Genomic DNA, 20374 nt, shown 5'->3' with positions numbered 1-20374 from the left:
CGATTGATCCGCTGGACCATTGGCATTTTAGATAAAGTGCATGTTATACTTGGCAGTTGGGGGCAGGTTTTCTGCATTCCTTTCTGGTCGGAAACTCGGGGGCGTCCCGATCGGGAAAAGCTGAACGTGCTCTGGCCGGTGGTTGCGTATCGATGGGGTCGAAAACTGCATATTGGCTTCAACTGGTCAGGTCGGCATATGGCAGCCACGACAGTCCGATAGCCGACAAGATACTGGCGGACCAGCTTGGCGAGATTTGCGAGGGCGCTCGCTTCTCGATGCCCATAAGCACGATTCTTTCGGTGCTCATCGTGCTGGTGCAGAGCGCCGCCGGGCATTTCTGGGAGTCGATCGTCTGGTTCGCGCTCGTCAATATCGTCAATGCGCTGCGCTTCTTCGAGGCAATTGCCTATAGCCGCCGCCAGGCGCCGATTGAAAATGTCGCGGATTTGCAGCGCCAGATCAGGCGGTTCCAGTTTCTCGCCGCCCTGTCCGGCTTTTTCTGGTCCGGCGTCGCCGTCCTTTCCAGCGGGTTCACCGACCCGCAATCGCCGGTCTATCTCGTCATCCTTGCCGGAATTTGCGCGGGCGCCGTCACCTACGGTTCGTCCTATGCTTCGATTGCGATCAATTTCATAACCCCGCCGCTCGTCGTGACGGTGATATGTCTGGCCGTGCAAGCTGACCTGCAACGCGGCGTGATCGCCGTTTCCGTCGTGCTGTTCTGGTGCGGGCTTACGCGCGGCGCGCTACTGGGGCAGAACCGCTTCATCCAGACAAGCAGGCTGAAGCACGAGGCCAAGCAGCTGGCCGACGAAATGGCGCTCAAGTCGCAGGAAGACCCGCTGACCGGCCTCTTCAACCGGCGCGGGCTGGAAAACTCCATCCGGCTTTTTCCCGTCGCGGAAGGCCCTTTCATCGTCATGCTGATTGACCTCGACGGGTTCAAGTCCGTCAACGATACCTACGGACACAAGGTGGGGGACGATCTCCTCGTCGCCATCGCGCAGCGCATCCGGCAGATTTCACCCGAGCGCTCCGTGCTGGCGCGCATCGGCGGCGATGAATTCGTGCTCGTCTATCCCGAACCATCGGCGACCATCGAGGCGGGGCTGGTCGCGGCGCGCATCATCGGCAGCCTGAGCGCTCATTATGAAGGCATCCTGTCGGTCGAGATCGGCGCCTGCGTCGGCATCTGCCGGCTGGAGCGGCTCGACCCGGTCGAAATGCTGCTGCGCGCCGATTTCGCGCTTTATGCCGCCAAGAGGCGTGGCCGCAACGAATATTACTTTTTCGAAAAGCGCCTGCATCACGAGTGGGAGCGCAAGCAGAGCATCGAGCGCGATCTGCGCATCGCCATCGAGACCGGGCAGATACAGACCTATTTCCAGCCGGTGGTGGAACTTTCCAGCGGGAGGATGGTGGGCTTCGAGGCGCTGCTGCGCTGGGACCATCCGCAGCACGGCACCATCGCTCCGCCTGAAATCATCGATGTTGCCTGCGAAGTGGGCGTGGTGCGGCAGCTTACGAAGAATGTCTTCTTCAATTGCTGCGAGATGATCGACAAGCTCACCGAAAGCGGTCGCTGCGATCTGACGGTCGCCATGAACCTGTCGCCGCGCGAAATGGCGGGAGGCCGCATTCCGCACGAAATCCTGTCCCAGATGGAACGACGCGACCTGCCGGTTTCCATGCTGGAAATCGAGATCACGGAGGAGGCGCCCTTCGACCAGCGCGGGATGAATGACAGTCTGGATGCGCTGTCGAATGCCGGTGTTTCCATCGCGCTCGACGATTTCGGCACCGGCTTTGCGACCTTTGCTTCGTTGAAGAAAGGTCTCATCGACAAGATCAAGATCGATCAGGTGTTTGTGCGCGGCATCGCGGAATCGGAGGGCGACCAGCACATCGTGCGGGCGATGGTCGCTTTGGCTGACGCCCTCGGCGTCAAGGTGACCGCCGAAGGCATCGAGACCGAGGAAGACCGGGACATGCTGTGCGCGCTTGGCTGCAGCAGCGGGCAGGGCTTCCTGTTCGCCCCCGCCCTGCCGATGGGCATGGCGCTTGCAGCCCTTGCCCGGTCGAGCGCCGGATCAAGGGTCGATCAGGCTGTCCGGTAGCCGGGGCGGATAGTCCATCTCGATCTCGTCCCGGCCATAAATGGGGGCTTTGAGGTTGGGGCCGGTCACGACAGGGCGGATTCTGTATTTCCCGGCGGGAAGTCCTTGCGGAAAGAACGACGAATAGGCGTCTTCATCGCCAACCGGATGGTAGATGACATATTGGCCGTCGCGCTTCTGAACGGGATTGTCGTCGAGCGTTTCGCTCTTTCCCGGCTCAATGGTCTTGTTGAAAAGGTCGTAGAGCTTGTGGGTGGTCTGCTGGCCGTCGGCGCAGGTGAAAAGCAGATGCAACTCGGCATAGCTCAGTTCCACCGCTTCGCTCCCCTTGTTCGCCAGCGTCAGGGTGAACAGGTGCCTGTAGTAATCCTGGTCCTTGTCGACATCGCTGTAATCCGCGAGACCAAGCTGCAGGGATTGCGGCTTCTGCCCGTTTTCCGCCTGCCATTCTGCAAGGTCATAGGCTTCGCTCAGGGATATCCAGCGTTCAAGCGGCCCGGTCTTGTCCTGATAGGCGATCTTCATCCAGTCGCTACCGGCAAAAGCGAGCTTGCGCGCCTTGTCGCCCCGGACCAGATGGGAATTTGTGGCGCTTTCCCGGTCAGGATTGCTGTAAAGCGCCAGCTTTTCTATCGGAACTTCCCAGCCCTGTTCCGTTTCATCGGGCGCCAGCGGCAGTTCGAGGACGATATTCCCCTGCGGGTCGTAAGTGACCATGCGCATGGGCTTTTCCATATAGGGCCAGCCGGACATCTGTTCCTCCGGGCGCGACTGCTCCACAAGCCGTGGTGACTTGTCCGGGCCGATCGACAGGATATCCACCCGGGTATAATGCCCGTCGCGGCTGCAACTGCTTTTGATCAGCTTTCGCTCCACGATGCGCTCGACATTCCACAGTTCGCCGCAGTTCAGTTTTCCGCCAAGTTCGTCCTCGATGATCAGGGGAGAAAAAGATCTGGTTTTCGGATCGTAGAGATAAAGCGCCACGCCGACGTCGAGACTTCCCGCCTCGCGGGCACGCAACGCGAGGTCCGTATAGCCATCGAAATCATAGTCGGCGGTGTCAAAGCCGACAGGTCCGTCGAGCCCGGTGAGCCAGTCGGAATCCAGCAAGACCAGTTTCGATCCGTCGGGCTGGATCAGAACATAGCCCTCTTCGCGCCTTTCGATATGGGCGCTCACGCCCGGTTCCGGCAGGAGGCGAGGAAGATCCTCTTCCGCGAAGGCGCGCTTCATCTGGCCCGGCGACAGAAAGGCCAGCGCAAATCCGAGTGCCGAAAGGTAGAAAAATCGTCTCATCGCCATTTTCTCGTTTGATATCGTGCGTCTGGCTTACATGAGGCCGGGCCTAAACGGGAGTCGTTCTTTCCACTCATCCGGGGCTTGGGTGCAAACCGGCCCGGATGTTATGGTCCTCGTTGGAAAAGGTGGAGGAAGCATCATGGCCGAAAAGAAACCTGACGGCCCGGTACTTTTATCGGGCGGCAACCCGCAGATCGCCAAGGGGGAAGGGGATGGGCCGGTGCAGGCCTATATCGCGGCCATGCCGGGCTGGAAGAGCGAGGCAGGCCGCCGCCTCGACGCCCTGATCGTGCGCACGGTGCCGGATGTGCATAAGGCGGTCAAATGGAACTCGCCGTTTTACGGCATGAAGGGAGAGGGCTGGTTCCTCAGCTATCATTGCTTCGAGAAATATATAAAGGTTGCGTTCTTTCGCGGCGCAGGGCTGAAGCCGATGCCGCCAGTCGGATCGAAGAGCAAGGATACGCGCTACTTCCACATCCACGAGCATGACGCGGTGGACGAAACCCAGCTTGCGGACTGGATCGGACAGGCGAGCCGCCTGCCGGGCGAGAAAATGTAGATGCAGTTTCGTGATGCCACCACGGCCGGACGAATTTACAATTTAGACCAGGGGAGGACTTCATGGCAGACGATAACGAAGCGTCGAGGCTGATTGATGGGCGCATTGCGGAGCTTGGCGACTGGCGCGGCGAGACGCTTGCCAGAATGCGCGCACTCATAAGGCAAGCCGACCCGGAAGTGGTTGAGGAATGGAAATGGCGCGGCGTTCCGGTCTGGTCGCATGACGGCATCATCTGCACCGGCGAGACCTACAAGAACGTCGTGAAGCTGACTTTCGCCAATGGCGCGGCGCTGGACGACCCCGCCCGCATCTTCAATTCCAGTCTCGAAGGCAATACGCGCCGCGCGCTGGATATCAGCGAGGGTGAAACGGTGGATGAAGACGCCTTCATCGCGCTCGTTCACGCTGCCATCGCGCATAATCAAGCAAAAAAGACGCGGAAAAAATCCAAGGCGTAAAGATCAAGCGACCCGAGACGACAGAGGCGATTGAAAAGCCCCTCGTTTTCAACGTAAGGAAGCCCCGGCATCAAGCTGGGCGAGTGTCCGGACGCAATCAAGTTCGATGAGCTGGATGGATGGCGCTGAATAGCGGTCCAATAATATTGTAATGTAGAATGAAATGAATAATGGAAGGCACTAATGATACGATTAAGGAAGTTGTTTTACATCGCTCTTACCTCTGCTGTCTTCGGCTTTATATTTCTTGTTGGATACAAGATTCAGGCGGGCGTGAATATCTCCGATGGCGGATATCATGGGATTATGAAAATTGTCGTAGACATTCTCAGCGTCTTTGTAGAAGTGTTTGGAGCCGCTTTAGCCGGTGGTGCTATTATGATTGTCGCGCTCTTTGCAGGTATTTTTGCTGCGGTTACGATCTGGCGTGACAAGTTGTATTTCTATTGATGCTACTAAAGATCGAGCTTTAGACCGAAAAAGGAGCAAGGCTGTATCTCCAGTCTAGCAGCTTCGCCGGTACGCACAACGGTCGCCGCCATGCGGCGGACGACCGTTCCAAACGCCCATCACACCGAACGGCTCAACCCGCCATCCACGCGCAGGTTCTGCCCGGTGATATAGGCGGCGCCATCCGATGCGAGGAACGAGATCGTCGCGGCGATTTCCTCGCTCTTGCCATAGCGCTGCAACGGAACGCTGGCGCGGCGCTCTTCCGTCTTCGGCAGGCTGTCGATCCATCCCGGAAGAACATTGTTCATGCGGATATTGTCGGCGGCATAGGTGTCGGCGAAAATCTTGGTGAAGGAGGCAAGCCCGGCACGGAACACCGCCGAAGTCGGGAACATGGCGCTCGGCTCGAAGGCCCATGCGGTCGAGATATTGATGATGACGCCGGATTTCTGCTTCTGCATCGTCGGCACGACAAGACGGGCCGGGCGAACCGCATTGAGGAAATAGGTGTCCATTCCCTTGTGCCAGTCTTCATCGGTGATTTCGAGGATCGGCGCGCGCGGGCCGTGGCCTGCGCTATTGACCAGCACGTCGATACGGCCCCATTTTTCCAGAACAAGGTCAACAAGGCGCTTCAGATCATCATTCGACTGGTTGGAGCCGGTGACGCCGATGCCGCCCAGTTCCTGCGCCAATGCCTCGCCCTTGCCGGAGGACGAAAGGATTGCAACCTTGAAACCGTCCTGCGCAAGCCTGCGTGCGGCGGCGGCGCCCATACCGCTTCCGCCAGCCGTCACAATCGCTACTTTTTCTACTGTCATGATGCTTTCCTTTCGGGGAAATGTTGCACGAGCGGTCAACCGCCGATAACCATTCTTTGCAGTTATAGCCGAGAGCCATTATCCTGACGAACGAAAATGCGTAACGTCGGACAGTAGAAAATCTATCGGGTTCCGTTCATGAAGAGACTTCCCTCGCTTAATGGTCTGCGTGTGTTCGAAGTCGTCACGCGGCATCTGAACTTTCGTCTGGCGGCGGAGGAGCTTGGCGTGACGCAGGCGGCGGTGGCCCAGCAGATACGCGGCCTTGAGGCGGAGCTTGCACTGAAACTCTTTGAACGCCAACCCCGCACGCTGGTCATGACCGAGGCGGCCCGCGCCTATATCGCCAGTGTGCGACGGGCATTCGACCTGCTTTCGGAAGCGACCGAAATGCTGCGACCCGAGCCGCAGCACCTGACCGTGAGCGTGACACCGACCTTCGCGTCGAAATGGCTGATCCCGCGACTGGCCGAATTTACGCAGGCGCATCCCGATATAGAATTGCGCATTGTCGCCAGCGACAAGGTTGCCAATTTCCAGACAGATGCCGTCGATCTCGCGGTGCGGTATGGCGAGCCGCCTTTCGGCCCGGGGCTGAATGCGGAGCTGCTTTTCGAGCATGTGATCGTTGCCGTCGCAAGTCCGGTTCTGGTCGAGAGGCTGGGCGATCCGGGCCTGCCGGAAAATCTGCAGCGCTATCCGCTGCTGCACGATGCGCATAATTTCTGGCCGCGATATCTGGAAAAGGCGTTTCCCGGCGGCGTGTCTGCTTCACCGAAAAATACGCGCTTCAACCAGACTTCGCTCGCCATCGATGCGGCAATCGCCGGGCACGGGCTGGCGCTGGCAAGCCGCTTCTTCGTGGAAAAGGAAATTGCCGCGGGCAGTCTCGTTCAGGCGCTGGCTACCGAATTGCGGGTTGGCGCGGATTTCTATGCGGTTTCGCTGCGAAAGCCGCGCCATCCGGAATCCGTGGAGGCCGTGAAGGGCTGGCTGAAAAGCGCATCCCGAAAAGTGTGAAACGGTTTTTGGAAAAGATGCGCGCAATGCAGATAAAGCGCGAGCCCATCAGGTTGATGGCTCGGGCACTTCCAGCGGATTTTTGCCGCTGCGGGCCGGCATGGTGATGCAGACGAGGCAGATGACGACCAGAAGGACGCCAAACCAGCCGAGCGCGGACAGTCGCTCGCCGACGATCACCACCGCGAAGAACGCGGCGACGACCGGTTCGAACAGGGTAATCGTGGTCGCCACGCTTGTTTCCACGCGGCTCAAGCCGTAGCCGAAGCAGACATAGCCGAGGAACATCGGCACGAAAGCCATGTAAAGCCCGACTGCCGCATTGTTCCAGGAGGCGAGAAACGGTCCGCCGGTCGCGATCAGAACCGGCATCAGCAGAATGCCGCCTATGCCGAAGGTTGCGCCCATGGCGGTCGTCGACGATATGCCGCCCTGCATCAGCTGGCGCGCGCAGGAGGAATAAAGCGCATAGGTAAAGCCTGCCACGAGGCCGAGCAGCGAGCCGATGAGTGGTGAGCCGTCAGCGGAGACGGCGTGGCTGCCGCCATCCTCCGATATGCTGAGCAGGACCATGCCGATGATGCCGATCGTGGCCCCTGCCAGCCAGCGGAGCGATGGGCGAAAGCCGCTTTGCCTGTATTCGATCCCGGCGGAAAGCAGCGGGGCGGAGCCGAGCGAAATGACCGTCCCGATGGTTACGCCCGCCATCCGCATGGAGGCATAGAAGGCGAGGGGATAGATGGCGACGCAGATCGCGCCCAGCATCAGGATGCGCCATTGATCGGCGAGCGCCTTTCGCGAGGCGATGATGCCGCGCCAGGCGATTGCCGCCTGTGCAAGCCCGCCAAGGCCCATGGCGGCGGCGCCGATTGCAGCCGCGCCGACTTCGGGCGCGAAAGTCGCCGCGGTGCCGGTTGTCCCCCAGATCGTGGAGGCGGCGATGATGGCGGCCACGCCCAGAAAATAGCTTTTCGATGATTGCATTTTTACACGGGTTTCAAAATCGTTGCGACCATCGCCCTGGCTTCGCCAAGACGCGCACTGTTGCCCTCCAGCCCGGCCCGCATGATCGCTCCTTCGAGAATGAAGGAGAGCTGCACGGCCAGCTGGCGGACGCGTGGCGGATCGTCGGGGATCAGGCCGGTGAGGTGGGTCACGAGCAGGCCCTCGACCTCTTCCTTGTGCTTTCTCACCGCCTCGCGGCCCGGATCGCCAGCCGGCAGTTCCGCCGCCGCATTCAGAAGGCCGCAGCCGCGAAACCCGTGTTCATAGGCAAATTCCGCGTGATCGCGATAGGCGTCGAACACCGCCAGCAGCCCGCCCATCGGGCCTGCTGCCTTCTCCAGCCGCTTTTCATAGAGGCCCAGCCATTCGGCGTGGCGATGCTCCAGATAGGTTGCCACCAGCTCCGCCTTGGAGGTGAAGTTATTGTAGAGGCTCTGCTTCGCCACGCCCGCGCGCTGGATGATCGCGTCGATCCCGGTGGCCGAAATGCCCTCGTCGTAAAACAATTCCGCTGCCGCTTGCAGAAGCCGCTCGCGCGCCGGTTTGGAAGTTGGTGTGGCGGAATCGCTCATAATATATGCCCGGATGATTAGGTAGACCAGTCTACCTAATCGAAGGATGGAGTCAATCCGGGTCAGCCTTGACGTCTGACCCGAACAGGCCTGTCAGTTGTCAGAGAAAGGCATATCGAAACACGTCGTTCAAATAGGCCTGGTTCTGAATCCGGAAGTGCGTTGTTCCAATTCGTTCAAAGCCTTGGGACGTCTAGAAGTTGATTGCGGAGGTATTTTCCGAGTTCGTGGTCAGCCATACGGAAGGAACCTTCGCATCGCGCGCGTGGCGCAAAGCTTCCTGCAACAGTGCTCGCCCGATCCCGTTTCCGTGATGTCGTGGCTGGACGTAAAGGGTCGAAATTTCCATCGTCGAACAATTATCTATCGGAGCGGCGCTTTTGGAACTGATCCGGGTGAAGCCATCCAGACCGTCTTTATTCTCCGAAACGACAATATGTTCATAGGCGTCTTCGATGAGGCTCCGGAATTTTTCCTCCGTGAACTCGCTTAGAACGTAATCGGCAAAAAATGCGTTCACGCCTTGGCGGATGTAGGTGCCCAGCCAAACCTCAATCGAGATGGCTGCGAGAACAGAAGCGTCAGAAATTTGTGCTGTTCGCAAGCCCATGGGCAACTGCACTCCAACAGGAAAAATAATAATCAGGAATAAAGGGTTGGCTCAATATTTACAGCACATATAAACGTTGATGGGATGTCGTGACAAGTTTGGCACTATCCCCCTTGTCCCCCGGGAGAGATTCACGTATCGCCTATGTGAGGCAGATGGAACGGGAGGTCGTCCGGTGCCGCAGAGAATTTCCCCCCTCGCGCCTTTCCAATACAAGACATTCCGGGCGCTTTGGTCAGCTACACTGGTTTCCAACCTTGGCGGTCTGGTGCAGACGGTCGGCGCTGGCTGGATGATGGCAACCATCGCCCATTCGGACGATATGGTTGCTCTGGTGCAGGCTTCGACAACCTTGCCCGTGATGATCTTTTCGGTCGCCGCCGGTGCCCTGGCCGACAATTTCGATCGCCGCCGCATCATGCTCACTGCGCAGGTTCTGCTGCTGGTCATTTCGGTCGCGCTGGCCGCTTTTGCCTATCTTGGCATATTGACGCCCTGGATGCTGCTGAGCTTCACGTTCCTCATCGGCTGCGGCGGAGCCTTGCACAATCCTTCATGGCAGGCGTCGATGGGCGACATCGTGCCCCGCACCGACCTGCCTGCTGCCGTGGCGCTCAACAGCATGAGCTTCAATCTCATGCGCAGCATCGGTCCCGCCATCGGCGGTATCATCGTTGCGGCGGCTGGCGCTGCTTTTGCCTTCATTTTCAATGCGTTCAGCTATTGTGCGCTCATTCTGGCGCTATGGCAGTGGAAGCCGGAAACGGTCAAATCCACCCTGCCGCGCGAAACGCTGGGACCGGCCATGGTGGCGGGGCTGCGTTATGTGGCCATGTCGCCGAACCTGCTGAAAGTGATGTTCAGGGGCTTTCTGTTCGGCCTGTCCGCGATCGTCATCCTGGCGCTTCTGCCGCTGGTCGCCCGCGATCTCGTCCACGGAACGGCGCTTACCTACGGCATCATGCTGGGTTTCTTCGGGCTTGGCGCCATCGGCGGTGCCTTGCTCAGCGCCCGGCTGCGCGAGCTTCTCGGCAATGAGTGGCTGGTGCGCGGGGCTTTCGTCGCCTTTGCGGTCAGCTGCGGCCTGCTGTCGATCAGCCGGAACATGTGGCTCAGCTGCATTTTCCTGCTGCCTGCCGGTGTGTCGTGGGTCCTGGCGCTGTCGCTGTTCAACGTCACCGTGCAGCTTTCCACGCCGCGCTGGGTAGTGGGGCGCGCGCTGGCGCTTTACCAGACGGCGACCTTCGGCGGAATGGCGGCGGGCAGCTGGCTCTGGGGCGCCGTGGCGGATGAATATAACGTGCCGGGTGCGCTTCTGGCTGCCGCTGTCGTGCTCGTTTTCGGCGCGCTGATCGGTCTTCTCCTGCCGCAGCCCGAGTTCGAATCCCTCAATCTCGATCCGCTCAACCGTTTCAGTGAGCCGCAGCTTCGGCTTGATCTTCGTTCGCGCAGCGGCCCGATCATGATCATGGTCGACTACAAGATCGCGCAGGAAGATGTTCCCGCATTCCTTTCCGCCATGGCCTTGCGGCGGCGCATGCGTATCCGCGACGGCGCCCGGCAATGGGTGCTGCTGCGCGATCTGGAGAACCCGGAAACCTGGACGGAAAGCTATCACGTGCCGACCTGGGTGGAATATGTCCGCCATAACCAGCGCCGGACCAAGGCCGATGCCGAAGTGTCGGAAAGGCTGCTCGCCTTGCACAAGGGAGACAAGCCGCCGCTGGTCCATCGCATGATCGAAAGGCAGACGGTTCCGGTGCATGACGACATGCCGCTCAAGGCGCATCTCGACCTGTCTTGAGCAGCGATTTCAAATTGAGGCAGAACCGCGAATACCGCGAAATCGGCAGCGAAATGCTGTTTGCGGAACGAAAGCGTGCGCTTTTGGCATCGATTCTTGTGGCGAAGAACCGACTAAATCATGGCGAAATCAAGGCTAGAACCCCATTCGCTCCCGCAGAGGCTTCCGATAGGATCGCGAAACCGGCCATGACTGATCGACGCCGCGCATCCTGACCAGCCATTTGTCGATCATGCTTCTGTCTATGTCCGAAACATGCAGAACATTGATGAATGTCGTGCGGTGAATGCGCAAAAAGAGACTTGGCGGAAGAATGCCCGCCCATATGCCAAGCGGTCGGGAATCGAGAACCTTGGAACCGTCGCCAAGCCATATCTCGCTGTAATTGCCCGCCGAGCGGACTCCTATGATTTCTTCCGGTGAAACACCGCGCATCACGCCGCGTTTGCTGACATAGATCACCGAAGTCGGGTCGGTTTCCTCATGCCTGCCGGGCTCGTCTTCAGGCGTCGCATATTTCGCCTGGGCGATCAGGCTTGCGCACTGGAACATGGCCTTGATCTCGGCGCGCGACCATCGTCTGGCTTCCACTGTCGTATCGAAGCCGATGATCCCGCGCAGCCGGTCGTGATGAAAGAGGGGAATGCTGAGAATGCTCTGGTTTCCCTGCCGCAGAAACTCCGCCTGAAGGGCGCGGGCGGTGCGTGGCAGCCCGCGGACGTCGTGAACCGCGACGGCCTGTCCCCTGGTCAGATAGCGGTGCAGCCATGCGATCAGCGTCGTGGGAACTTCCTGAAGCTCGGCAATATAGGGCGTCGTACTGCCCTTGCACCATTCATGCGAATTGCGAAACCGCAGGAGATCGGGCGTATATTCGATCATCCATGCCCGGTCCGCCCGCGATGCATTGCCGACTGCGGCGAGAAATTCCGAAATGGCGTTTCCGACAGGTTTCCGAAGCAGATGCAATGCGCAGACATAGGGCCAGTCGAGTGCCGGCGCCTCCGCGCACTCCGTTTCGGAATAGATCCGATAGGCCCCAACCGCACTATCCAAGCCGCCTCCCAAAATGTCGCGTGATCGAAATCCGTCATCCAGTAATAGCAGGACAGTATATTGAATATAATTGCCCGCTATTTGCAATGGAATTCACGCAGCCAATGCAACCGATGTTACGGGCGGCTCGTCCGGTGGTAAGGGGACGTAATTGGCGAGGGGATGGCGGAAAGCCGGTCGATAGCCCCAAAAAGCCTCGGTATGTGTGGTGATAGCATAATCATACCGAGGCTGCGCATTTGCCTGATTCCGCCGAAGCGGTGCGCGGGATCAGATTAGTGATCATTGCGACAGAAAGAAGTCTTACTTCGCAGGCGCAAGGAATGGCTGTGGATCAATTAATCCGGACCCGGATTAATTTCAAATCGCACGAATTTTATTTCAAATACTTCGCACGGCCATGCCTTTGATTTGACTTCCGTTCAGCCGATATTTTCGACCTGATCGAGATACTGGCCATATCCTTCGGCTTCCATCCGGTCCTTCGGAATGAACCGCAGCGATGCGGAATTGATGCAGTAGCGAAGTCCGCCGCGATCGACCGGGCCGTCAGGAAAGACATGCCCCAGATGGCTGTCGCCATGGGCCGAACGCACTTCCGTCCGCACCATGCCATGCGAAACATCGGTCAGTTCCGCGACATTGGCGGGTTCGATGGGCTTTGTGAAGCTGGGCCAGCCGCAATGGGACTCGTATTTGTCGGCAGAGGCGAAAAGCGGTTCGCCCGAAACGATGTCGACATAGATTCCCGGCTCCTTGTTATAGAGATATTCGCCGGTTCCAGGGCGCTCGGTGCCGCTTTCCTGCGTGACGCGATATTGCTCCGGCGTCAGCCTGGCAATCGCTTCCGGGTTCTTGCTGTAGGTCATGATGTGCGCTCCCTTGATATGTCTCCAGAATCTAGGACGACGAGAGCAACTATTCCAGCCCGCCGCAAATGACGAACTGTTGAAGAACTGCAAAACCGGAAACCCGGACCTACCGGCTGATCCGGACACGGGGGAAAATTTCCATGGTCAGATAGTGCTCGTCGAAACTGGAAATATGGACGAGGGCTGACCGGTTGAGAAACTCCACCTCATTGTTGCGGAACACCAGAAGTTCGTCTTCGCGAAGTTCGCGCAGCATGCGGTTGATATGGATCGGCGTCAGCCCGAGCGCATCGGCAAGTTCGCTCTGGGTCAGCGGGCAAAAGAAGCTGTTCTCGTCGCCCGTGCCGTTGATGCGCGCCCGGTGGCCGAGTTCCAGCAGAAGATGGGCGATGCGAACAAGTGCGCTGCGGCGGCCGATGCTGATGAGATGTTCGATCAGGATCGCACGCTGCCGGGCCATCAGTTCCATGAACGTCATGGCCAGGCGGGGCGATTTGAGTAGGCTTTCGGTGAGATGGTCCAGCGAGATTTCGAGGACGGAAAGCTCCGTAACCGAAATGAGCGTGTAATAGTTAAAACCGAGCCCAGTGCGGAAACCGAGAAAATCGCCTTTCATGGGAAAGTCGAGTATCTGGCGGTCGCCATCGGGAAGATCGCGATAGATGCAGCCCCAGCCGCTCTTTATGATATGGACCGAATTGGCCCAGTCTCCCTGGCTGCTTACCACGGTGTGGGCGGCATAGGTCTTGGAAGCCATGGGCAGGGCGGCGAGCACGCTGAGATCGCTTTCTTCAAAAACCGCGCCTATGGGCGCGCTTTCCAGAAAATGGCGCAGCGATTTTGCTTCGTCGGCATTTACCACCATTGAGCCTACCTGCCGTTTCGCCCAGCAAAGGAAATATAAATTTTAAGTCAGGTGTCCCCGCATTCGTTTTTCCCCGCTCTCGCCCGGAAGCGGGGCATCGCAAGAGTTTTATCGAGGGCGGTTGTTTTGGCAAGGTAGTAATTTCTACCACTAATTGGGTATATATCCGCGCTTCTTCTAAACCATATTTTGCCGAAGCCCTTAATCTAGGTTAATGACACTGTAGAAAATTTCAGGCAACTTTCCAGACTAGTTTCCCCCGTTGGTTGTCTATATATCACAAAGATCAATAAAACAGGGTAACCGATGCGCATGCTTGATTGTCATGCGCAAGAAACGGAGGCGTGTAATTAAATTGGGTTAGAGGGCGAACAAATGAACATTTCACCAAAATTCAGCAACAGAACCACTGAAATAAAGAATAACGGCTTTGGAGCGACAAGAGATGCTTCCTTCAAGCCTGAACTGCCCAGTGACAGCGTGTTGCCGTTGCTGGTTATCATAGATAACCGTGCGCTGGATCGCGAGTGCCTGGCACACGGATTGACCAATCACAGTATCGAAATGTCGATTGCCACATTCAGCTCGTTCGAGCAGTGGCAGCATCAGCGTCGGGGCCGCACGGCTGGCGCGGTGCTTTTCAATATCGGCGGCCAGAAGGTTTCCGACCCAGCGGTCGGCAATTATCTCAATCGCATCGTTACGGACTGCGCCCCGGCGCCCGTCATTCTTCTGGCCGACAAGGAAGAAATCTCGCAGGTCCTCAAGGCGCTCGACCATGGCGTGAAGGGTTATATCCCCACCTCGGTCAATGTGAATGTCTGCGTCGAAGCATTGCGGCTTGCCATGGCGGGAGGAACCTTCGTGCCGGCCAGCAGCGTTCTCGCCCTGCGGCACGCTACCGATCCGAATTCGCAGCGCCTGCAGCCTCTCGGCGGAATGTTCACCCAGCGCCAGGCCGAAGTGGTCAATGCGCTGCGCCGGGGCAAGGCGAACAAGATCATCGCCTATGAACTGAAACTGCGGGAAAGCACCGTGAAGGTTCATATCCGTAATATCATGAAGAAGCTGAAGGCATCCAACCGCACCGAGGTGGCTTGCATCATCAACGAGCTGTTCCCGTCGGAAACATCGTTTTCCGACCTGCAATAGGGCGCGACCCGACGCCCGCTCAAGGGGCGCTCAAGGGGACATTCAGCGGACTGAACTATTCCGTGAAGGAGAATTTGGGTGATTATCTCCGACGTTTCGGCAGGAAACGGGCGGCAGCCGGTGGCTGACCTGCTCGACATTATAAAACGCAGAAAAATGATGCTGATCGTGCCGGTGGTCGCGGGCATTGGCGTCGGTTTTGCAGGCTATCTCACAGCGCCGGTCAGTTATGTGTCGGAGTCCGTGCTGGTGCTGGATATGCGGCGGTTGCAGGCGCTTCCCAATGAAAGCGCCATCACGCCGCTGCCGCAGGACAGTCCCGTTCTGCGATCGGAACTCGATATCATCAATTCCCGCATGATGGCGCGCAAGGTCATCGACATACTGCAAGCGGAGAACATAACCGTGCCGACGCAATTCCGTTCGCGCACGGTTTTATCGTCCGCCTCGGATGCGGCTTCGCAGGCCAAAGGCGCACGCGAGGTCGATCCAGCCTTGCGTGAGCGCCAGCAGATAGACCTGCTTCTTTCGCGGTTGCGCGTCACCAATGACGGACGGTCCTACACGATCTTCATTTCCTATCGCGCATCCGACAGGGTCTATGCGGCGCAGGTCGCCAATGCGTTCGCCACCGCCTATCTCGACCACCAGATCGACGTGCAGCAATCGGCAACGCGGCGCATCAGCGAGTGGCTTGGCGACAAGCTTGGAAACTTGCGCAGCGACCTTGAAAGTGCGGAGCGCGCGGCGGAAGAATTCCGCCAGAAGTCGCGGCTTGCGGGCGATCAGGGGCAGATCAGCTTTCAGGCCCAGCGCGTGGCGGCGCTGAACAGCGAGATCGTTGCCGCGACGGGCGCCGTTTCGCTTGCCGAGGCGCGGCTGCGCACGGCGGAAGAATTGAAGGATAAGGATGAAGCGCCCGCGCTGGCGGAAGTTTTGGCGTCGCCCGCGATCCAGACATTGCGCAGCGAGCAGGCGCGCGTCGAGCGGCAGCTTGGCGAATTGCAGTCGAACGGTGCGCTGAAGAGCGCCGAAATTCCCGTGCTGAAAGCCGAACAGGAAGCGTTGAAACAGCAGATTTCCAGCCAGGTCGGCGATATCATCAAGAGCCTCGGCAACGAAATCCAGATAGCGCGCCAGCGGCGCAGCGGATTGGAAGAAGCCTTGAAGAAGGCGGAGGCCGATCTAGCCGAAGCCAATCAGGCGCAGGTGAAAGCCGTGCAGCTTGACCGTGAAGCCAATGCCAGCCGCACGGTCTATGAAAGCTATCTGACGCGTTACAAGCAACTGATCGAGCAGGACGGCATGGCTGTGCCGGAAGCGCAGATGATTTCTCCGGCGGAACCGGCAATGGCCAAGGCCAGCCCGAACCTGCCCAACTGGCTGTTGCTGGGGCTGGGGCTTGGCGGGCTGGTTGCGCTTGCTGGCACGATGCTGAAGGAAACATTCGACAAGATCAGGCCCGCACAGACGGCATCGCTGGTGCTGCCCGGCATTCCGGCGGCGACGCTGCTGCCGGTCTCGCCGCAGATGACCGTGCCGCTTCTGGTCAATCGCGGTCTCGATCCGGCAAGCCCGTTCGGTCGCGCCATCAAGTCCGTGCATGATCGTGTGCGGGCGCTGACGCGCGGTCGGGATTCGCTGGCGCTTTCGGTGGTTTCCCTGTCCAGCGGCGAGGGAAAGACACTGCTGATCACCGCGCTCGCACAACAGATCGCCGCCACCGGCCTGACGGTTGCAGTCATCGACGCGACCAACCGGCGGTCGGGGCTGGCGGAGGCTTTCGGGCTGCCGCACAATGATCTGGGCGGTGTATCCACCGGTCGGCAGCTCACCGGCGCGACGCTCGTGCACGATCATGGCTCCGGCATCGATATCATCAAGCCGAACAGCCTGATGCGCGAGGGAGACTGGCTGGCCGAACTGATTGCCCAGCTTCGCGCCGATCACAAGATCATTCTCGTCGATCTTCCGGCGGTCATGGAAGACAAGCGCTCGGTTCTCCTTTCGCGGGCAACCGATACGGCGCTGCTCGTGGTCCAGTCAGACCGCCAGGACCAGCTTGCAACCAATGCGCTGATACAGACGATGGCCTCCTTCGGGCGCAAGCCCGCGCTGGCGGTGGTGAACCAGAACATTGCGTCCTATCGAAGCTGGATCACGCTTCCCGTCGCGCTGTGCGGGCTGGGCCTGCGCAAGACGGGGCAGGCTTTAAGCGGCATTTTCTCGCGGCGGCGAAAGCCGGTCGCAGGCAGCGTTCAGGAACAGGCGTGAGGGCAAGCCAATGGCACACAGGATCATGAAAAACCGCATCGCCGCCCATCTGCGGGCCACCATGCTCGCGGGGCTCATTCTGGCTGGCGGAAGCTTCGCCGCGCTTGGTGAAGGGCAGGCCTACCGGGTCGGGGCCAACGACGTGTTGCAGGTGACAGTTTATGGCCAGCCCTCCCTGACGGGTCTTTACCCGGTCGATGTGGACGGCAATATCGGCTATCCGATCGTGGGCAATATTCCGGTGAGCGGGCTTACCATCAACGAGATCGGCGAGAAAATCGCCGGGTCGCTGTCGCAGCACATTCCCGGCCTGACGGTTACTGCAACCATCAACCAGTACGCGCCGGTGTTTGTCGTCGGCGACGTGAAGGCGCCGGGAAAATACCAGTTCCGGCCCGGCATGGTGGCGCTTGAACTGATGGCGCTGGGCGGCGGGGCCGGCAAGGCCGAGACGCCCGCGCTGACCGCCGGGATGCAGCTTATCACCGTCCAGCAGGAATATGTGGATTTGCAGATGCAGATCACCGCCATGACGATACGGCGCGCCCGCTTCGAGGCGGAACTGAACGGCACGGAATTTAACTATGCCCTGCCGGAGCAGCCCGCCGCCAGCAAGGATACGGCGGCGCTGACGCAGCAGATGCTGGACGGGGAAAAGACCGTCTTCAATGTCCGCCGCAACAATCTCGCCGCCGAGCGTCAGGCGCTGGAAGCGCAGGCCGCGAGCTATGGCGACGAAATAGAGACCTTGCAGCAGAGCATCAAGCTGCACGACACGGAAATCGGGCTGTTGCAGGAGAATGTGGATTCCAGCAAGTCGCTGGTGGATCGCGGACTGGCCGCCAGGTCCAACCTGCGCGACATGGAGCGCGATCTGTCGGCGACCCGGCGTGCCGCGCTGGAGCTTGCCTCCTTCCTCGCGCGGGCGAGGCAGAACCAGCTTGCCATGCAGCAGCGGATCGCCAATCTGGACGAAATCCGCAAGAGCGAGGCTGCGACGGCCTTGCAGGACATAGACCTCAACATTGCCCGGATGGAGCGCCGCAGCAATGCGCAGCTTCAGACCATGGCCGAAATCGCTAAGTCCTCCGGCAATATCGCCTCGTCCACGCTGCGCCAGAAGCTGATCTTCTCGATCAGCCGCATCGTTGATGGAAGTTTCCAGGATATCGTTGCCAATGAGCGCACGGAGATCAAGCCCGGCGATATCCTGCGCGTCGAGCTCGACATGAGCAGGGTCGGCGGCTCGCCCTCATAGGGCGAGCTTTTTCTCCAGTCAGGATTAGGAATTTTTCAGCGCCGGTTTTCAGGCCGCGACAGGATCGGCGGTTTCCCGCACCCAATCGCGATAGACGTCGCGCAGGCCGTCTTCCAGACGGATGCGCGGTTTCCAGCCAAGCGCCCGCATGCGCGACGTGTCGAGAAGCTTGCGCGGCGTGCCGTCGGGCTTGCTGAGATCATGCTCGAAGCGGCCCTCATAGCCGACGGCGCGGGCGACGGTCAGCGCCAGGTCCCTGATCGAAATCTCGTCGCCCGTTCCAATATTCATCGGCTCGATGCCGTCATAGAAGCGCAGCATGTGCAGGCAGGCATCGGCAAGGTCGTCCACATGCAAAAATTCCCGCAAGGGCTTGCCGCTGCCCCACAGCGTGACGTGATCGATGCCGCGCACCTTGGCCTCATGAATCCGCCGGATTAGCGCTGGCAGCACATGCGAGCTTTCGGGATCGAAATTGTCGTTCGGGCCGTAGAGATTGGTCGGCATCGCCGTCATGAAGCGGTTGCCATATTGCCGCGCGCAGGCCTCGGCATATTTCAGCCCGGCGATTTTGGCGATGGCATAGGCTTCATTTGTCGGCTCCAGAGGTCCGGTCAGCAGTGCGTCCTCGGTGAGCGGCTGCGCCGCGTCGCGGGGATAGATGCAGCTTGAGCCGAGCCACAAAAGGCGCTCGACGCCGTTCTGGTGGGCGGCGCGGATGATGTTCATGCCGATGGCGAGATTGTCGTAGAGAAAATCCGCCGGATATTGCGAATTGGCAAGAATTCCGCCGACGCGGGCGGCGGCGATGATGATGACATCCGGCTTGCGGCCGCTGATGAAATTTTCCGTCGGCCCCTGCCGGGTCAGGTCGAGCGTGTTATGCGCGGCGGTGATGATGTCGCAATCCGTGCCTTGCAGGCAGCGAAGGATGGCCGAACCGACCATGCCCGTATGCCCGGCAACGAAGATCTTCTTGCCTTCGAGCGAATAGAGAGGGGCGATCTCAGCCGTAGAAGTCATTGCGTCCGACCTCCCGCATGATGTTGCGCAAATCCCAGTCGACCATTTCGGCGACGAGATTGTCGAAGCCGGTCGTATGCTGCCAGCCGAGGCGGTTTTTCGCCTTGGAGGCATCGCCGAGCAGGAAATCGACTTCGTTCGGGCGGAAATAGCGCGGATCGATCTCGATCAGGCAATTGCCGGATTTGCGGTCGCGGCCGATTTCCTCCACGCCGTCGCCGTGCCACTCGATCTCCTTGTCGACCGCCTTGAATGCGTGTTCGACAAATTCACGCACCGTATGCGTTTCGCCGGTGGCAAGCACATAATCGTCGGGAACATCTTCCTGCAGGATGCGCCACATGCCCTCGACGTAATCACGGGCATGGCCCCAGTCGCGGCGGGCATCGAGATTGCCGAGGCGAAGCCTGTCCTGAAGGCCGCGTTCGATTGCCGCGACGGCCCGGGTGATCTTGCGGGTGACGAAGGTTTCGCCGCGTAGCGGGCTTTCGTGATTGAACAGGATGCCGTTGGAAGCATGGAAACCATAGGCGTCGCGGTAATTGACCGTTGTCCAGTAGGCATAGAGCTTTGCGGTCGCATAAGGACTGCGCGGCGCAAAAGGCGTCTGTTCGTTCTGGGCCGTGGGCGAGCTGTTGCCGAAAAGCTCCGATGTGGAAGCCTGATAGAAGCGGCAGGTCTTGCCGAGCCCCAGAATGCGCATGGATTCAAGCAGGCGAAGCGTGCCGAGCGCATCGGCATTTGCCGTATATTCAGGCGTTTCAAAGCTCACCTGCACATGGCTCTGGGCGCCGAGATTGTAAATCTCGTCGGGCCGCACTTCCTGAATGACCCGGCACAGATTGGTCGCATCCGTCAGGTCGCCGAAATGCAGGCGGAAGCGAATGTCCTCCTCGTGCGGGTCCTGATAGAGATGGTCGATGCGGGCCGTGTTGAACGAGGAAGACCGCCGTTTCAGACCATGCACGCGATAGCCTTTCTTGAGCAGAAGCTCGCTTAGATAAGCGCCGTCCTGTCCGGTCACACCCACGATGAGAGCTGTTTTCTCCTGCAAGACCCTGCCTCCGATCAGAAACTCGATGGAGCCATGTTAGCGATTTCCGGCGCGGGCAGAACGGCTCCAAAACGGCAATCGCGGGCTGTA

The 20374-nt window shown here is 59.3% G+C and carries 19 protein-coding genes; 9 read left to right on the top strand and 10 right to left on the bottom strand.

What is annotated here, in order from left to right; all coding sequences use genetic code 11:
- The first annotated feature begins 152 nt into the window (after nucleotides 1-152).
- Nucleotides 153-2120, top strand: a complete 1968-nt coding sequence (locus ABWW28_RS00475; RefSeq protein ID WP_176587939.1) for a putative bifunctional diguanylate cyclase/phosphodiesterase — start codon at nucleotides 153-155, stop codon at nucleotides 2118-2120.
- On the opposite strand, the gene ABWW28_RS00470 is transcribed toward ABWW28_RS00475, so the two are convergent.
- A complete protein-coding gene (locus ABWW28_RS00470) occupies nucleotides 2094-3419 on the bottom strand; it encodes a hypothetical protein (protein WP_353389768.1) in 1326 nt (441 codons plus the stop codon). The two genes, ABWW28_RS00475 and ABWW28_RS00470, sit on opposite strands and share 27 nt — an antisense overlap.
- A 142-nt stretch (nucleotides 3420-3561) precedes the next feature.
- On the opposite strand from ABWW28_RS00470, the gene ABWW28_RS00465 reads away from it, so the two are divergent.
- From ABWW28_RS00465 to ABWW28_RS00455, 3 genes are all read left to right on the top strand, one after another.
- The gene (locus ABWW28_RS00465; protein WP_176587937.1) at nucleotides 3562-3984 is read left to right on the top strand and encodes a DUF1801 domain-containing protein; all 423 of its coding nucleotides are present in this window, start codon (nucleotides 3562-3564) and stop codon (nucleotides 3982-3984) included.
- 62 nt (nucleotides 3985-4046) lie between these two features.
- Nucleotides 4047-4445 (top strand): DUF1801 domain-containing protein, encoded by a 399-nt coding sequence (locus ABWW28_RS00460; RefSeq protein WP_176587936.1) that lies wholly within the window; start codon nucleotides 4047-4049, stop codon nucleotides 4443-4445.
- A gap of 183 nt (nucleotides 4446-4628) precedes the next feature.
- Complete coding sequence (locus tag ABWW28_RS00455; RefSeq protein ID WP_006468617.1) at nucleotides 4629-4895, top strand: hypothetical protein; 267 nt, start codon at nucleotides 4629-4631, stop codon at nucleotides 4893-4895.
- A gap of 119 nt (nucleotides 4896-5014) precedes the next feature.
- On the opposite strand, the gene ABWW28_RS00450 is transcribed toward ABWW28_RS00455, so the two are convergent.
- A complete protein-coding gene (locus ABWW28_RS00450; RefSeq protein ID WP_006470358.1) occupies nucleotides 5015-5719 on the bottom strand; it encodes an SDR family oxidoreductase in 705 nt (234 codons plus the stop codon).
- A gap of 138 nt (nucleotides 5720-5857) precedes the next feature.
- On the opposite strand from ABWW28_RS00450, the gene ABWW28_RS00445 reads away from it, so the two are divergent.
- On the top strand, nucleotides 5858-6739 hold the full coding sequence (locus tag ABWW28_RS00445) for a LysR substrate-binding domain-containing protein (RefSeq protein ID WP_176587935.1): 882 nt from the start codon (nucleotides 5858-5860) through the stop codon (nucleotides 6737-6739).
- 48 nt (nucleotides 6740-6787) lie between these two features.
- Here the strand turns inward: ABWW28_RS00445 and ABWW28_RS00440 are convergent, their stop codons facing one another.
- The 3 genes from ABWW28_RS00440 to ABWW28_RS00430 form a co-directional block, all read right to left on the bottom strand.
- Complete coding sequence (locus ABWW28_RS00440; RefSeq protein WP_176587934.1) at nucleotides 6788-7723, bottom strand: DMT family transporter; 936 nt, start codon at nucleotides 7721-7723, stop codon at nucleotides 6788-6790.
- Nucleotides 7724-7725: 2 nt separating this feature from the next.
- Nucleotides 7726-8316 carry a TetR/AcrR family transcriptional regulator gene (locus ABWW28_RS00435; RefSeq protein ID WP_151569639.1) on the bottom strand — a complete coding sequence of 197 codons (591 nt, stop codon included), beginning with the start codon at nucleotides 8314-8316 and terminating at the stop codon, nucleotides 7726-7728.
- Between the two features lie 193 nt (nucleotides 8317-8509).
- Nucleotides 8510-8926: a GNAT family N-acetyltransferase gene (locus tag ABWW28_RS00430; RefSeq protein ID WP_247886197.1), complete on the bottom strand. Its 417-nt coding sequence runs from the start codon at nucleotides 8924-8926 to the stop codon at nucleotides 8510-8512.
- Between the two features lie 175 nt (nucleotides 8927-9101).
- Between ABWW28_RS00430 and ABWW28_RS00425 the strand changes: the two genes are divergently transcribed.
- Nucleotides 9102-10730, top strand: coding sequence for an MFS transporter (locus ABWW28_RS00425; protein WP_176587933.1), 1629 nt, complete (start codon nucleotides 9102-9104; stop codon nucleotides 10728-10730).
- A gap of 135 nt (nucleotides 10731-10865) precedes the next feature.
- Here the strand turns inward: ABWW28_RS00425 and ABWW28_RS00420 are convergent, their stop codons facing one another.
- The 3 genes from ABWW28_RS00420 to ABWW28_RS00410 all read right to left on the bottom strand — a co-directional run bounded on the left by ABWW28_RS00420 (nucleotide 10866) and on the right by ABWW28_RS00410 (nucleotide 13523).
- Nucleotides 10866-11786 (bottom strand): GAF domain-containing DNA-binding protein, encoded by a 921-nt coding sequence (locus ABWW28_RS00420; RefSeq protein WP_176587932.1) that lies wholly within the window; start codon nucleotides 11784-11786, stop codon nucleotides 10866-10868.
- Between the two features lie 422 nt (nucleotides 11787-12208).
- Complete coding sequence (gene msrB, locus ABWW28_RS00415) at nucleotides 12209-12655, bottom strand: peptide-methionine (R)-S-oxide reductase MsrB (RefSeq protein ID WP_176587931.1); 447 nt, start codon at nucleotides 12653-12655, stop codon at nucleotides 12209-12211.
- Nucleotides 12656-12764: 109 nt separating this feature from the next.
- Nucleotides 12765-13523 (bottom strand): Crp/Fnr family transcriptional regulator, encoded by a 759-nt coding sequence (locus tag ABWW28_RS00410; protein WP_006468627.1) that lies wholly within the window; start codon nucleotides 13521-13523, stop codon nucleotides 12765-12767.
- A gap of 375 nt (nucleotides 13524-13898) precedes the next feature.
- Here ABWW28_RS00410 and ABWW28_RS00405 point away from each other — a divergent pair, with 375 nt between their 5' ends.
- The 3 genes from ABWW28_RS00405 (at nucleotide 13899) to ABWW28_RS00395 (ending at nucleotide 18207) form a co-directional block, all read left to right on the top strand.
- The gene (locus ABWW28_RS00405) at nucleotides 13899-14675 is read left to right on the top strand and encodes a response regulator transcription factor (protein ID WP_006468628.1); all 777 of its coding nucleotides are present in this window, start codon (nucleotides 13899-13901) and stop codon (nucleotides 14673-14675) included.
- A 78-nt stretch (nucleotides 14676-14753) separates the two neighbouring features.
- Complete coding sequence (locus ABWW28_RS00400; protein ID WP_176587930.1) at nucleotides 14754-16949, top strand: GumC family protein; 2196 nt, start codon at nucleotides 14754-14756, stop codon at nucleotides 16947-16949.
- A gap of 10 nt (nucleotides 16950-16959) precedes the next feature.
- Complete coding sequence (locus ABWW28_RS00395; protein ID WP_176587929.1) at nucleotides 16960-18207, top strand: polysaccharide biosynthesis/export family protein; 1248 nt, start codon at nucleotides 16960-16962, stop codon at nucleotides 18205-18207.
- 48 nt (nucleotides 18208-18255) lie between these two features.
- Here ABWW28_RS00395 and ABWW28_RS00390 read toward each other — a convergent pair whose 3' ends face one another.
- Together ABWW28_RS00390 and gmd are read right to left on the bottom strand one after the other, a co-directional pair.
- On the bottom strand, nucleotides 18256-19230 hold the full coding sequence (locus ABWW28_RS00390) for a GDP-L-fucose synthase family protein (protein ID WP_151658757.1): 975 nt from the start codon (nucleotides 19228-19230) through the stop codon (nucleotides 18256-18258).
- Entirely contained in the window at nucleotides 19214-20284 is a 1071-nt protein-coding gene (gmd, locus tag ABWW28_RS00385) for a GDP-mannose 4,6-dehydratase (protein WP_176587928.1), read from the bottom strand. The genes ABWW28_RS00390 and gmd overlap by 17 nt, the downstream gene beginning before the upstream one ends.
- Nucleotides 20285-20374: the final 90 nt, after the last annotated feature.

It is taken from the genome of Brucella sp. NBRC 14130 (assembly GCF_040371715.1).
Classification (GTDB): Bacteria; Pseudomonadota; Alphaproteobacteria; order Rhizobiales; family Rhizobiaceae; genus Brucella; species Brucella intermedia.
The sequence above is the reverse complement of the archived record's forward strand: the minus strand, read 5'-3'. Positions and strand labels throughout refer to the sequence as shown.